Origin of the sequence: Streptomyces spinoverrucosus (genome assembly GCF_015712165.1) — a bacterium.
Taxonomy (GTDB): Bacteria; Actinomycetota; Actinomycetes; order Streptomycetales; family Streptomycetaceae; genus Streptomyces; species Streptomyces spinoverrucosus_A.
This window is the reverse complement of record NZ_JADPZX010000001.1, coordinates 5733778-5747484: the sequence shown is the minus strand read 5'-3', so window position 1 is coordinate 5747484 and position 13707 is coordinate 5733778. Positions and strand designations below refer to the sequence as shown.

Below are 13707 nucleotides of genomic sequence, written 5' to 3'. Positions count from 1 at the left end.
AGATGACCGCGTGCCTGGCACAAACCTGACTCGCGAAGAGGCGCAGCAGCGGGCGAAGCTGTTGACCGTTGACTCGTACGAGATCGATCTCGACCTGTCCGGGGCGCAGGAGGGCGACACCTTCCGGTCCGTGACGACGGTGCGCTTCGACGTCGCGGAGAACGGTGCCGAGTCCTTCATCGACCTGGTGGCGCCGACGGTCCACGAGATCACTCTGAACGGCGATCCGCTCGACCCCGCCGCGGTCTTCAAGGACTCCCGGATCGCCCTGCCCGGCCTGCTCGAGGGTCGGAACGTGCTGCGGGTGGCCGCCGACTGCGCGTACACCAACACCGGCGAGGGCCTGCACAAGTTCGTCGACCCGGTCGACGACCAGGCCTACCTCTACACCCAGTTCGAGGTGCCGGACGCCCGCCGTGTGTTCGCCTCCTTCGAGCAGCCGGACCTGAAGGCGACCTTCCAGTTCACCGTGCGCGCGCCCGAGGGCTGGACCGTCATCTCCAACTCGCCCACCCCCGAGCCCCAGGACAACCTCTGGGTCTTCGAGCCGACGCCGCGCATCTCGACGTACATCACGGCGCTGATCGTCGGCCCGTACCACAGCGTGCACAGCGTGTACGAGAAGGACGGCCAGTCCGTGCCGCTCGGCATCTACTGCCGTCCGTCCCTGGCCGAGTACCTCGACTCGGACGCCATCTTCGAGGTGACCCGGCAGGGCTTCGCCTGGTTCCAGGAGAAGTTCGACTACGCGTACCCGTTCGAGAAGTACGACCAGCTGTTCGTGCCGGAGTTCAACGCGGGCGCGATGGAGAACGCGGGCGCGGTGACCATCCGCGACCAGTACGTCTTCCGCTCGAAGGTGACGGACGCGGCGTACGAGATGCGTGCCGAGACCATCCTGCACGAGCTGGCCCACATGTGGTTCGGCGACCTGGTCACCATGGAGTGGTGGAACGACCTGTGGCTGAACGAGTCGTTCGCCACGTACACGTCCATCGCCTGCCAGGCCGCCGCGCCCGAGTCGCGCTGGCCGCACGCCTGGACGACGTTCGCGAACTCCATGAAGACGTGGGCGTACCGCCAGGACCAGCTGCCGTCCACCCACCCGATCATGGCGGAGATCCGCGACCTCGACGACGTGCTGGTCAACTTCGACGGCATCACGTACGCCAAGGGCGCCTCCGTACTGAAGCAGCTCGTCGCCTACGTCGGGCAGGACGAGTTCTTCCGGGGCGTGCAGGCCTACTTCAAGCGGCACGCGTACGGCAACACCCGCCTGAGCGACCTGCTGACCGCGCTGGAGGAGACCTCCGGGCGGGACCTGAAGACCTGGTCGAAGCTGTGGCTGGAGACGGCCGGGATCAACATCCTGCGCCCCGAGATCGAGACGGACGCCGACGGTGTCATCACGTCCTTCGCGATCCGGCAGGAGGCGCCGGCGCTGCCGACGGGCGCGAAGGGCGAGCCGACGCTGCGCCCGCACCGGATCGCGGTCGGGCTGTACGAGATGGACGACGACGCCGGGAAGCTGGTGCGCGTCGAGCGGGTCGAGCTGGACGTCGACGGCGAGCTGACGGCCGTACCGCAGCTGGTGGGGCGGCGGCGTCCGAACATCGTCCTGCTGAACGACGACGACCTGTCGTACGCCAAGGTCCGTCTCGACGAGCAGTCGCTGGCCTTCGTCACCGACCACCTCGGCGACTTCGAGTCGTCGCTGCCGCGGGCGCTGTGCTGGGCGTCGGCCTGGGACATGACGCGCGACGCGGAACTCGCCACCCGTGACTACCTGTCCCTCGTCCTGTCCGGCATCGGCAAGGAGTCGGACATCGGCGTGGTGCAGTCGCTGCAGCGGCAGGTGAAGCTGGCGATCGACCTGTACGCCGACCCGGCCGCCCGCGAGGCGCTGCTGACCCGCTGGACCGACGCCACGCTGGCGCACCTGCGCGCCGCCGAGCCGGGCGGCGACCACCAGCTGGCCTGGGCGCGCGCCTTCGCGGCGACCGCGCGGACGCCGGAACAGCTGGACCTGCTGGAGGCGCTGCTGGACGGCTCCCAGACGGTCGAGGGACTGGTCGTGGACACGGAGCTGCGCTGGGCGTTCGTGCAGCGGCTCGCGGCCGTGGGCCGCTTCGACGAGGCGGAGATCGCGGGCGAGTCCGAGCGCGACAAGACGGCGGCCGGTGAACGCCATGCCGCCACCGCCCGCGCCGCCCGCCCGACGCCGGAGGCCAAGGCGGAGGCGTGGGCCTCGGTCGTCGAGTCCGACAAGCTCCCGAACGCCGTCCAGGAGGCGGTCATCTCGGGGTTCGTCCAGACCGACCAGCGGGAGCTGCTCGCGCCGTACACCGACAAGTACTTCGAGTCGGTGAAGGCCGTCTGGGACTCCCGCTCCTACGAGATGGCCCAGCAGATCGCGGTCGGTCTGTACCCGGCGGTCCAGGTCACCGCGCACACCCTGGCGCGGACGGACGAGTGGCTGTCGACCGCCGAACCGAACGCGGCACTGCGGCGGCTGGTGTCCGAGGCGCGCGCCGGCATCGAGCGTGCGCTGCGGGCACAGGGCGCGGACGCGGCGGCCCAGGGGTAAGCCTGCCTGGTCGTACGTCGACAGGGGCGCCCGGCGAGCTCGGCTCGGGGGCGCCCCTTCGCATGGGCGTGCGACAGCGTGGCGATCATGGGGGACGCCTGTACGCCTGTCATCCCAGCCCGGCCGCGACCTCCCGCAACGCCGCCAGCACCTTCCCCGCGGCGCCCGCCTCTCCCCCCTTCCGCACCGCGGCCAGCACATGCCGCCGAGGCCGTTCCACCGTCAACTCCCGCATCACCACCCCCTCCCTGCGCACCGCCGCCATCCGGGGCACCAACGCCACCCCCATCCCGGCCTCCACCATCGCCAGGATCGCCGTCCACCCGGCCGCCGAATGCCCCTGCACGGGCCGGAACCCCGCCGCCTCACAAGCCGCCCGGGTGATGTCGGACCACGGTCCGCTCCCCCCGAAGATCCACGGCTCGGCGGCGAGATCGGCAAGCCGCAGCACCTCGACCCCCGCCGACGCGTGCCCCCGAGGCAACGCGAGGTCCAACGGATCCGACAGCAACCGCACCACGCCGAACCGACCGTCCGCGGCCGTCGGCGCCTGCGCCGCCAACGACAGCGCGACATCCACCTCCCTCGCGGCCAGCAACTCGTACGCCTCCCCGGCCTCGGCCTCCCGCACCCGCACGGTCACCCCGGGGTACCTCGCACGCAGCGCCCGCACGGCCGGTACGACCAGGGCGGGCACGGCGGTCGAGAAGGCGCCCACCCGCACCTCCCCGACCTCCCCCTGCGCATACGCCACCAACTCGGCGTCCGCCCGCTCCAGTTGCTCGAACACCGCCTCCGCGTGCCGCAACACCAGCCGCGCCGCGTCGGTGAGCCGCACCCGCCGCCCCTGAGCCTCCAGCAACGGCACCCCGAGCTGCTTCGACAGATTGGTCAGCTGCTGCGAAACCGCCGAGGGAGTCATCCGCAACGCCTCGGCGGTCGCGGTCACCGTCCCCCGCTCCCGCAACGTCCGCAGGATCTGCAGTTTCCGGATGTCCCACTCGCCCATGGAACGAAAACCTACAGCTCAGCGCCGCCCCGGGCCTCCAGCCCCAGCCCCAGCCCCGGCCCCGGCCCCGGCCCCGAGCACGACCCCGCCCACGATCAGCACCATGCACAGCACCTGCCCCCACCCGATGCCCTCCCCCAGCAGCAGCCACGAGAGCAGGGACACGCACACCGGTTGCAGGTAGTACACGGCACCGGCACGTGAAGCCCCCACCATCGCGATCGCCTTGTTCCAGGCGTAGAAGGCGACGGCGGACGAGACGATCCCGACGTAGAGAAGGGGAAGCACCGTCTCGTACGACGGCTCGAAGCCGCCCTGCACGGCGAGGCTCACGCCCTGCGCGGGCAGCAGCAGTACGGCGCCAAGGAGGAAGGTGGTGAAGAGGAAGCCCGCACCGCCGAGTTCGGCGGGCTTGCGGCGCAGCAGCGCGCTGTACGCCGCGAAACAGCAGGTGGCGGCGATCATCCAGGCGTCCCCCCGCCCGAAGTCGGCCCCCTCGCCGACCAGCAGAAGCACGCCCGTGCACGCGATGAGCAGCCCGGCGGCCCGGCGCCCGCCGAGCCGTACGCCGCTCGCACGCTCGAACAACGCCATCAGCACCGGCGACGCGGCCATGATCATGCCCATGGTGGCGGCGGGGGTGGTGCGGCCGGCCTCGTTGACGAGGGTGTTGTAGAGGGTGACGCCGAGCAGCGAGGCGAGCAGGACGAACCCCGCGTGCCGACGGATCACCCGGCGCTGCCGCCAGGCCTGCCGGGCCCCGAAGGGCGCGACGACGACCAGCGCCACCACCCAGCGCCAGAAGGCGTGTTGGACGGGCGGGACGCTGTCGTGCAGGGCACGGGAGGTGACGAAGCTTCCGGACCAGACGAGGGTGGCGAGCGCGGCGAGGGCGAGGCCGAGGGCGGCGCTTCTGGGGTTGGCCGGGCTGAGCGTCGTACCGCTCGAACCGGTCGCATGGGAGGAGGTGGTCTGGTCGGAGGCAACGGTCACGGAGATCCTTTCACTGGTCATTGATCACGTCGGTGATCACGTCGTCGGATCAACCGTCCCAGCGAGGCACCAATCAGGTCCATCGAATCTTTTCGACCGTTCTTTTCAGTGGAACTGAACAATACGCGGGGCCTGCCTCGACCCTCACAGCCGAGCAGGCCGACCAACTGGCCGACCTGCTGAGGGAGTTGCTGGCTGGGGCGGGCGTTCAGCCCAGGTGGGTCGACAGGGCTGACTCGATCGCTTCGGGGGTGGCGGAGTCGGTGGCCCAGGCGATGTAGGCGTCGGGGCGGATCAGGAGGGTCGTGCGGCGGGGTGTCGCCCAGTGGGCCACCGTCAGGCGGTCGGTGCGGGGGGTGGCCGGTGCCTCGTGGGGCTCCGGGGTGACGAGGAGGAAGTGGCCGGTGCGGAGGGTCTCGTAGAGGCGGCCGGTGGTGAGGAGGGCGTCGGGGGCGCGGCGGCCGGTCAGGGGGTGGGAGCCTCGGGGGGCCGGGTAGCGGTAGCCGATGCCGGTGACCTGGGCCACGAGCTTGCGGCGGGCGGGGCCGGCCGTGTTGGCGAAGGCGGCCACGAGTGTACGGGCGGCGCGGAGGAGGGGGCTCTGGGCCCGGGCCAGGCGGACCAGGCCGCCGCTGCTGCGCAGCACCGCCTTGCCGACCGGGTGGCGCTCGGTCTGGTACGTGTCCAGGAGACCCTCCGGCGCCCAGCCCTGGAGGGCAGCGGCGAGCTTCCAGCCGAGGTTGGCCGCGTCCTGGAGGCCGGTGTTCATGCCCTGGCCGCCGGCCGGGGAGTGGATGTGCGCGGCATCGCCGGCGAGGAAGACCCGGCCGACCCGGTACTGCGGCGCCTGACGCTCGTCGCTGTGGAAGCGGGACAGCCAGCGGGCGTCGTGCATGCCGTAGTCGCTGCCCAGGGCGCGGCGGGTGACCTCCTTGACCTCGTCGAGGTCGAGCGGGGCGTCGTCGGAGACCTCGTGGCGGCGGTTCCAGCCCATGACGCGGTACCAGCCGTCGCCGAAGCTCGCGATCATCGCGAAGGAGTCGCCCGCGCCGTTGACGGTCAGGACACTCTCGGGCTTCTCGGCGAGCCGGACGTCCGCCAGGAAGAGCGACTTGATGACGGAGACGCCGGGGAAGGGCAGGCCGATCGCCTGCCGGACGGCACTGCGGTGGCCGTCCGCGCCGACCACGTACGCCGCGCGGTGGGTCACGACCGCGCCGTCGACGCCGCGTACGTCGACATTAACGCCGGTGCCGTCCTGGCGCAGGCCGACGACCTCGCTCTCGTACGCGAACTCGACGCCGAGCTCACGCGCCCGACGCTCCAGCAGGCGCTCGACCTCGTACTGCGGGGTGATCAGCAGGAACGGGAAGCGCGAGGGGAGCGTGCTCAGGTCGAGCGAGAGGCGGCGGAAGAGGCGCAACTCAGTGAGGGTGCCGCCGGTGGCGATCAGCGGGTCGGCGAGGCCGCGGGCGTCCAACTGCTCCAGGGTGCGGGCGTGGACGCCGAAGGCGCGGGAGAGGTTGCTGATGCTGTGGCGGCGCTTTTCGAGGAGGGTGACGGGGATGCCGGCGTGGGCCAGGTCGCCGGCCAGGAGGAGGCCGGTGGGGCCTGAGCCGACGACGATGACGGAGCGAGGGGTCTGGGGGGTGCCGTTCATCTCGACCTCCTGGGCCAACGGGTGCTGGTCAACGGGCGTTGACCAGCGGGCGACGGGCGTTAGTCAACGACTGTTGGTCAACGCTTGTTGGCAACGTTAGGCGGGGGAAGGTGAGGGTGTCAACGCTTGTTGGCCTACGAGTGTTGGCATACGCATGTTGGACCTACGCGCGCCGACCTGCGCACCGCCCGCCTACGACTGTTGGCCTACCTCCGTTGACCCACGCCCGACGGCCTCAGCCGTCCGAGCTCAACCGACCCGCCCACACCCGTTGGCCTACACTCGTTGACATGCCAGACGCACCGCCCCCCGCGCCCACCCCACCCACCCCCGCCGCTCGGACACCACCCGCACCGCCATCCTCGACGCCGCCCGCGAGCGCTTCGCCGCCGACGGATACGAGCGCGCCACCATCCGCGCCATCGCCAAGGACGCGAACATCGACCCGTCGATGGTCATGCGCTACTACGGCAACAAGGAGGGCCTCTTCGCGGCCGCCGTCGCCGTCGATCTGGAGCTCCCCGACCTCGGCGCGGTCCCCCGCTCCGACGTCGGCCGCGCCCTCGTCTCGCACTTCCTCGACATGTGGGAGGACAACGAGGTACTCACCGCCCTGCTCCGGGTCGGCGTGACCAACCAGGCCGGGGCCGAGCGGATGCAGGGGATCTTCCGGGATCAGTTGCTGCCGGTTGCCCAGCGGGTCTGTCCCGACCCCGAGCAGGTGCCGACGCGGGCCGCGCTGTGTGCGACGCAGGTGCTCGGGCTGGCGCTCACCCGTTACGTCCTGCGGTTCCCGCCCGCGACGGCGCTGGTCCGCCAGGAGATCGTGGCCTGGCTGGCGCCCACCCTCCAGCGCTACCTCACCGCGCCGAGCCCCTGACACCGACACCCGGACATGCCGAAGGCGCCGACCTCATCGACGTACGACGAGAACGGCGCCCTCGGAACTGGCGCGGCGGAAGTGCGCGGCTCGAAACCGAGCCGGTGTCAGGCCTTCGCGTCGGCCCGGGTCGTGATGTTGGAGCTGGTCGTGTCCTGCTGCTTGTGGGACTTGTCCAGCACCATGACCAGGCCCGCGATCACCGCGAAGATCACGATCGGGGCAATCACGAACCAACCCAGCGTCTCGATGACGCTCAGGCCCGTGCCGGGGTCGTCACCGTCGTCACGCGTCAGCGCGAGCGCGGGGGACGACATGAGCAGCATCATCAGCGTCGTACCGGCGGTCAGGGCGCCGGCGCGCAGGGCGTTCTTCTTGTCCACGGTGCCAAAAGTATCGAACGCCGGGTGGGGCCGCGCGTCCGGGGTGCCGTAAGAGGTGCGGACAGCCCCGCACCAGCCCCGCACCAGCCCCGCACCAGCCACGCACCAGCCACGCACCAGGCGCGGACCAGCGCGGACCAGCTACGAACGAGGCGCGCAAGGTGCGGAGCAGAGGCGGACAAGGTGCGAAGAAGACGCGCACAAGGTGCGCAGCAAGGGCGCACCTGCGCTGAAAGGCCACTCACCCGCCGAAGGGCCACTCCCCCCGGCGAAGCCCCCTCACGCCCCCCGCAGCACCTCCACCAGCCCCCGCAACCGCGCAGAAGCCGCCAACCCCTCCAACGTCACCACCCGCCCGGCCGCGTCAGCGATCGGCAGCCGCCAGTTCGGATACTCGTCCCACGTCCCCGGCAGATTCTGCGGCCGCCGATCCCCCACCCCGTCGGGCAACCACACGCCGATCATCCGCGCCGGCGTACGCAGCAGGAAGCGGTGGACGGCCTGGACCTCGGCCTCCTCCTCCCCCGCGCCGAGCCCGCCGCCCGTCCCCCGCAGCAGGCCCAGCCGGGCGAGCAGCGCCAGCCATTCCCCCGTGTCGGCGGCCGCTTCCCCCCGCTCCACGTCCGGTGGGCGGGTGAGCAGGCCGAGCCGGTCGCGGAGTTCGACGTGTTCACCGGTCAGCCGGGCCGCGGTGGGCGGCAGGTCATGGGTGGTGGCGGTGGCCAGGCAGTCGGCACGCCAGCGGTCGGGCGGCAGGGGCCGGCCGTCGCCGTCCCAGTCCCGCTCGAACCACAGCACCGACGTGCCGAACACCCCCCGCTCCCGCAGCGCTTCGCGCACCCCCGGCTCCACGGTCCCCAGGTCCTCGCCGATGACCAGCGCCCCGGCCCGGGAAGCCTCCAGCACCAGTACGGCGAGCATGGCCTCGGCGTCGTAACGGACGTACGTCCCCTCGGTCGGCGGCAGCCCCACCGGCACCCACCACAGCCGGAACAGGCCCATCACATGGTCGACGCGGAGCGCGCCCGCATAGCGGAACAGGCCGCGCAGCAAACCCCGGAACGGCGCGTACCCCGACTCGGCCAGCCGGTCCGGGCGCCACGGCGGCAGCCCCCAGTCCTGGCCGCGCGCGTTGAAGGCGTCCGGCGGGGCGCCCACGGACATCCCGGCGGCGAAGTACCGCTGCTGCGCCCAGGCGTCGGCGCCCGCGGGATGCACGCCGACCGCGAGGTCGTGCACGATCCCGACCGGCATGCCCGCCTCCCGCGCGGTGCGCTGCGCGGTGGTGAGCTGGGCGTCGGTAAGCCAGGCGAGCCGGGAGTGGAAGTCGACGCGGTCCATCAACTCCCGTCGGGCACCGGCCGTTTCGGCGGACCGCGGGTCCCGCAGGCCGTCCGGCCAGGTGTGCCACTCGGGTCCGTGCACCTCGGCCAGCGCGCACCAGGTGGCGTGGTCCTCCAGGGCCGCGCCCTGCTCGGCGAGGTAGTCGCAGTAGGCGGCGCGTCTGCCGGGGCCGAGAGGGACGTCGTTCACGAGTTCCAGCGCTTCCCGCTTCAGCTCCCACACCGCGTCGCGGTCGATCAACGCGCCCTTCTCCAGCACCGACTCCCGCAACCGGTCGGCCCGTTCGGCCAGCGCCCGCACCCGTTCGCGGTCGTCGACGTACGCGTACTCGGGGATGGCCTCGATGCGCAGATGCACCGGGTCGGGAAAGCGGCGGGAGGACGGGCGGTACGGGGAGGGGTCGGTGGGGGCGCCGGGCACGGCCGCGTGCAGCGGGTTGACCTGGACGAATCCGGCACCGAGGGAGCGGCCGGCCCAGGCGGTGAGTTCGTCGAGGTCGCCGAGGTCGCCCATGCCCCAGGAGCGCTGAGAGAGCAGGGAGTAGAGCTGGACCAGGAGGCCGTACGACCGTGCCGCCGGTGTGGGCAGCCGGGGCGGGGCGGCGATCAGGTGGGCGTCGGCGGTCCGGCCGTCGGGCGCGGTGGCGGTGAGGCGGTGGACGCCGGGCGGGAGGTGCTCGGCGGAGTCGCGGGTCTCGCCCTGCTCGGTGCCGATCCGCAGCCGGGTGCCCTCGGGCAGCCCGGCGAGGGCGTCCGGCACGGCGCCGCCCCAGCACACGACGGTCGGCGGCAGCAGCCGCTCACGCAGTTCCGCGCGGCGGGCGGCAAGCGCGGCGCGCGTGGCCTCGGGCGTGCTCGCGTCGACACCGAGCGCGGCCAGGGTCCGGGTGAGCGCGGCGGCCGAGGCGGCGACCGTGCGGTCCGGGGAGGGGCTGTAGGAGGGAGCGACGCCGTACGACTCCGCGAGCCGACACAGGTCTTCACCGGGAGCTTCACCCGGGCTGGGTGCGGTCATCTACGGCCTCGGGGGGTCGGCGGGGTCGGCGTCGCGGGTGCGGTCATCTACGGCCTCGCGGGATCGGCGTCGGGAGTGCGGTCATGTACGCCTCGCGGGATCAACGCCCGGAGTGCGGTCATCTACGGCCTCGCGGGACCAACGTCCGGCGTGCAGCCATGCACGGCCTCGCGGGACCAACGTCCGGCGTACGTCATCTACGGCCTCGCGAAGTCGGCGTCCGGTACGGCGAGCGGCGGCTCGCTGGTGAGGGGTTCGGCGTCGGGCAGCGGGGGTTCGCTGGTCAGCGGGGCCTCGGTGCAGGCGCCCTCCGCGCTGAACACGCACACATGCGCGAGATCGGGGTCGGCCGGATGCGCGGGGGCCGCGTCGGCGGACGGCTGCGCCTGCCGGGGGAACGGCGTGCGTTTGGAGCGGGCCGGGTCCCCGGGCGAAACGGTGCGTTTGGAGCGGGCGCCTCCCTCGGAGCGGGCGCCTCCCTCGGAGCGGGGCGTGTCGTCGGAGAGGGCGGACAGCAGAAGGTGTGCCGATGCGGCCACGGTGGTCTCCTTGTCGAGGTCGTGTCGAGTGGGTCATCGCAGCCCTACCCAGTGAGCGCGAGGCCAGACGCCCCCAGAGCGAAGAACGTCCTTCTCGTCACATTCCGTACTCACCCGCTCTCTCCAGGTTCTGACAAACAGCACATATCGGCCACTCCCGTTGACACCCCTTTCCTCGGATGGTGGGCTCGATCTCTCCCTGACGCGGACATGGGGAGTCGGGGACGACAGCGAGGAGGGCCTGTGGGGCTGCGGCACGGACGGGGGGCGGTCGCGCTGGCGTTCGCCGTGGTGGCGGGAACCGGCACCGCCGGAACCCTGGGCTCCGCGCCCACCGCCCAGGCGGCCCCACTGGCCCCACTGGCCCCACCGACCCCACCCGCTTCCCGTACGGCCCCGGAGTCCCCCACCAGCGACGCCGAGAACCCCTCCGTCTGGCCCCGCCCCCAGTCCCTGCGCTCCACCGGCACCCCGGCAACCGTCACCGACGAGGTCGCCCTCCGGACCGGCCCGACGGCCGACCCGTACGCCGTCCAGACCCTGTGCACCCTGCTACGGCAGGCCGGCGCCCGCCGTATCACCACCACCGCCGATCCCGTCCCGCCGGGCACCCTCGTCGTCCGTGCCGGGACGCGGACCCCCGACCGCGACCTCCCCTCCGGCGGCTACGAGCTCACCGTCGACGGCGACACCGTCACCCTCTCCGGCACCGGCCCGGACGGCCTCTTCCACGCCGTCCAGACGCTGCGCCAACTCATGCGCCCGGACGGCACGATCGCGGGCGCGGTCGTCCGTGACTGGCCCGGCACCGCCGTACGCGGCACCACCGAGGGCTTCTACGGCGAACCGTGGACCGGCGAACAGCGGCTCGCCCAGCTGGACTTCATGGGCCGCACCAAGCAGAACCGTTACTTGTACGCGCCCGGCGCCGACCTCTACCGGCAGGCGCGCTGGCGTGAGCCCTATCCGGCCGGGCAGCGGGCGGAGTTCCGGGAGCTGGCCGAGCGGGCGCGGCGCAACCACGTCACCCTCGGCTGGGCGGTGGCCCCGGGCCAGGCCATGTGCCTCTCCTCGGACGCGGACGTGAAGGCGCTGACCCGGAAGTTGGAGGCGATGTGGGCGCTCGGGTTCCGGGCGTTCCAGCTCCAGTTCCAGGACGTCAGCTACAGCGAGTGGCACTGCGAGGCGGACGCGGAACGTTTCGGGTCGGGGCCGGAGGCGGCGGCACGGGCGCACGCGCGCGTGGCGAACGCCGTGGCGCGGTACCTGGCACACCGCCACCCCGACGCGCCCGCGCTCACCCTGATGCCGACCGAGTACTACCAGGACGGCGCCACCGAGTACCGGCGGGAGCTGGCGGGCGCGCTGGACGCGGGCGTTCAGGTGGCGTGGACGGGCGTGGGCGTGGTGCCGCGCACCATCACCGGGCGTGAACTCGCCACCGCCCGCGAGGTGTTCCGTCACCCGCTGGTCACCGTGGACAACTACCCGGTCAACGACTACGCCCAGGACCGCGTCTTCCTCGGCCCCTACACCGGCCGCGAACCCGCCGTCGCCGCCGGTTCGGTCGCCCTCCTCGCCAACGCGATGGCACAGGCCGAGGCCTCCCGCATCCCCCTGTTCACCGCCGCCGACTTCGCCTGGAACCCGCGCTCCTACCACCCCCAGGAGTCCTGGCGGGCCGCCCTCGCCGACCTCGCGGCGGGCGACGAACGCCGCGCGGAGGCCCTGGCCGCGCTCGCGGGCAACGACGCGTCCTCGGTACTCGGCAGCGAGGAGTCGGCGTATCTGCGGCCCCTGATGGAGGCCTTCTGGCGCGAGCAGTCCACCACGAACGCCACAGAGACCGGCCGGACACAGGCGACCACCGACGACACAACAGCCGGCCGGACACAGGCGACCACCGACGGCACAACAGCCGAGCGGACACCCGGGATCAGCCAGGACCGCCTCCGCGCCGCCTTCACCGTGATGCGCGAGACCCCCGCCCGCCTCTCCGGCACCCCGCTCGCCCTCGAAGTCACCCCCTGGACCCAGCAGTTGTCCCGCTACGGCGAGGCCGGCCTCGTCGCGCTCGACATGCTCGAAGCCCAGCGCACCGGCGACCCGACGGCGGCCTGGACGGCGTACCGCACCCTCGGCGAGTTGCGCGAGCGGCTGGGCTCGGCGCGGGTCACGGTCGGCGAGGGGGTGCTGGACCCGTTCCTGGCGCGGGCGCAGCGGGCGTACGAGAGCTGGGCGGGTCTCGACGGCGAGCCGGACGCGGACCGGGGCGGCGCGGGCGACGGCCGGACCGTCCGCTTCCCGCACCCCCGCACGCTCGCCACGGTCACCGTCCTGACCGACCCGGGCACGCGGGGCGCCGTCGAGGCCCGGGTGCCCGGCGAGGGCTGGCGACGGGTCGGCGCGCTGGACGCTTCGGGCGCCACCGAGTTGCCCGCCCGCCTGCGTGCCGACGCCGTCCGCGTGACCGGCCCGGCGCCTGACCGGATACGGCATCTGGTGCCCTGGTACGCCGACTCGCCCGCTGTCGCGCTGGAGTTGCCCGACACGGCGGACGCGGAGATCGGCGGGACGCGGCGGCTGACGGCCCGGCTGAGCGCGCTACGGCCCGCCGACGTGCGGGGCCGGCTCACCGTCGAGGCGCCGAAGGGCGTGGAGGTGCGTGTCCCGGGCGGTGCGCTGACACTGGCGCGCGGGTCGTCCGTCGAGGTGCCGGTCGAGGTGACCGTGCCGGAGGGGACGCCCGTGCGGTCGTACGACATCCGGCTCGTGTTCGGGGAGGTGTCCCGCACCCTCACCGTCCGCACCTTCCCGCGGACCGCCGGGCCCGACCTGGCGCGCACCGGCGCCGCCGCCTCCTCCGCCGACGAGACGCCCGACTTCCCGGCGTCCGCGGCGAACGACGGCGATCCTGGGACGCGCTGGTCGTCGCCGGTGGAGGACGGCGCCTGGTGGCAGGTGCGGCTGGCGCGGCCGGTGCGGCTCGGGCGGGTGGTGCTGCACTGGCAGGACGCGTATCCGTCGGCGTACCGGATCCAGGTCTCGGCGGACGGCCGTCGCTGGCGGACGGCCGCGGTGGTGCGGGACGGGCGCGGGGGCCGCGAGGAGTTGCGGATGGACGAGCGGGACGTGACGTACGTGCGCGTGCAGGGCGAGAAGCGGGCGACGGAGTACGGGTACTCGCTGTGGTCGGTGGAGGCGTACGCGGTCGCGGACTGAGCGCCGCGCAGTTCCACCGACTCCCTTTTTGCTGAGCATTTTTTTGCTGAGCATTCCCGAGCCAGCTATTCACTCA

General features: G+C 72.7%; 9 protein-coding genes. 3 read left to right on the top strand and 6 right to left on the bottom strand.

Features of this window, described 5'->3' with window-relative positions; genetic code table 11:
* Positions 1 to 10: 10 nt before the first annotated feature.
* The gene (pepN, locus tag I2W78_RS26135) at positions 11 to 2587 is read left to right on the top strand and encodes an aminopeptidase N (RefSeq protein ID WP_196462710.1); all 2577 of its coding nucleotides are present in this window, start codon (positions 11 to 13) and stop codon (positions 2585 to 2587) included.
* A gap of 109 nt (positions 2588 to 2696) precedes the next feature.
* Here pepN and I2W78_RS26130 read toward each other — a convergent pair whose 3' ends face one another.
* The 3 genes from I2W78_RS26130 to I2W78_RS26120 form a co-directional block, all read right to left on the bottom strand.
* On the bottom strand, positions 2697 to 3596 hold the full coding sequence (locus tag I2W78_RS26130; RefSeq protein ID WP_196462709.1) for a LysR family transcriptional regulator: 900 nt from the start codon (positions 3594 to 3596) through the stop codon (positions 2697 to 2699).
* 18 nt (positions 3597 to 3614) lie between these two features.
* Entirely contained in the window at positions 3615 to 4589 is a 975-nt protein-coding gene (locus I2W78_RS26125; RefSeq protein ID WP_307783787.1) for a DMT family transporter, read from the bottom strand.
* A gap of 208 nt (positions 4590 to 4797) precedes the next feature.
* On the bottom strand, positions 4798 to 6249 hold the full coding sequence (locus I2W78_RS26120; protein ID WP_196462707.1) for an FAD-dependent monooxygenase: 1452 nt from the start codon (positions 6247 to 6249) through the stop codon (positions 4798 to 4800).
* 358 nt (positions 6250 to 6607) lie between these two features.
* Between I2W78_RS26120 and I2W78_RS26115 the strand changes: the two genes are divergently transcribed.
* Complete coding sequence (locus I2W78_RS26115) at positions 6608 to 7129, top strand: TetR/AcrR family transcriptional regulator (RefSeq protein WP_196464719.1); 522 nt, start codon at positions 6608 to 6610, stop codon at positions 7127 to 7129.
* A 107-nt stretch (positions 7130 to 7236) separates the two neighbouring features.
* Here the strand turns inward: I2W78_RS26115 and I2W78_RS26110 are convergent, their stop codons facing one another.
* From I2W78_RS26110 to I2W78_RS26100, 3 genes are all read right to left on the bottom strand, one after another.
* Entirely contained in the window at positions 7237 to 7512 is a 276-nt protein-coding gene (locus tag I2W78_RS26110; RefSeq protein WP_196462706.1) for a hypothetical protein, read from the bottom strand.
* A 279-nt stretch (positions 7513 to 7791) separates the two neighbouring features.
* Positions 7792 to 9870: a 4-alpha-glucanotransferase gene (gene malQ / locus I2W78_RS26105; RefSeq protein WP_196462705.1), complete on the bottom strand. Its 2079-nt coding sequence runs from the start codon at positions 9868 to 9870 to the stop codon at positions 7792 to 7794.
* A 197-nt stretch (positions 9871 to 10067) separates the two neighbouring features.
* Positions 10068 to 10409, bottom strand: coding sequence for a hypothetical protein (locus tag I2W78_RS26100; RefSeq protein WP_196464847.1), 342 nt, complete (start codon positions 10407 to 10409; stop codon positions 10068 to 10070).
* 249 nt (positions 10410 to 10658) lie between these two features.
* On the opposite strand from I2W78_RS26100, the gene I2W78_RS26095 reads away from it, so the two are divergent.
* Positions 10659 to 13631, top strand: a complete 2973-nt coding sequence (locus tag I2W78_RS26095) for a beta-N-acetylglucosaminidase domain-containing protein (protein ID WP_230886615.1) — start codon at positions 10659 to 10661, stop codon at positions 13629 to 13631.
* The last annotated feature ends 76 nt before the right edge of the window (positions 13632 to 13707 follow it).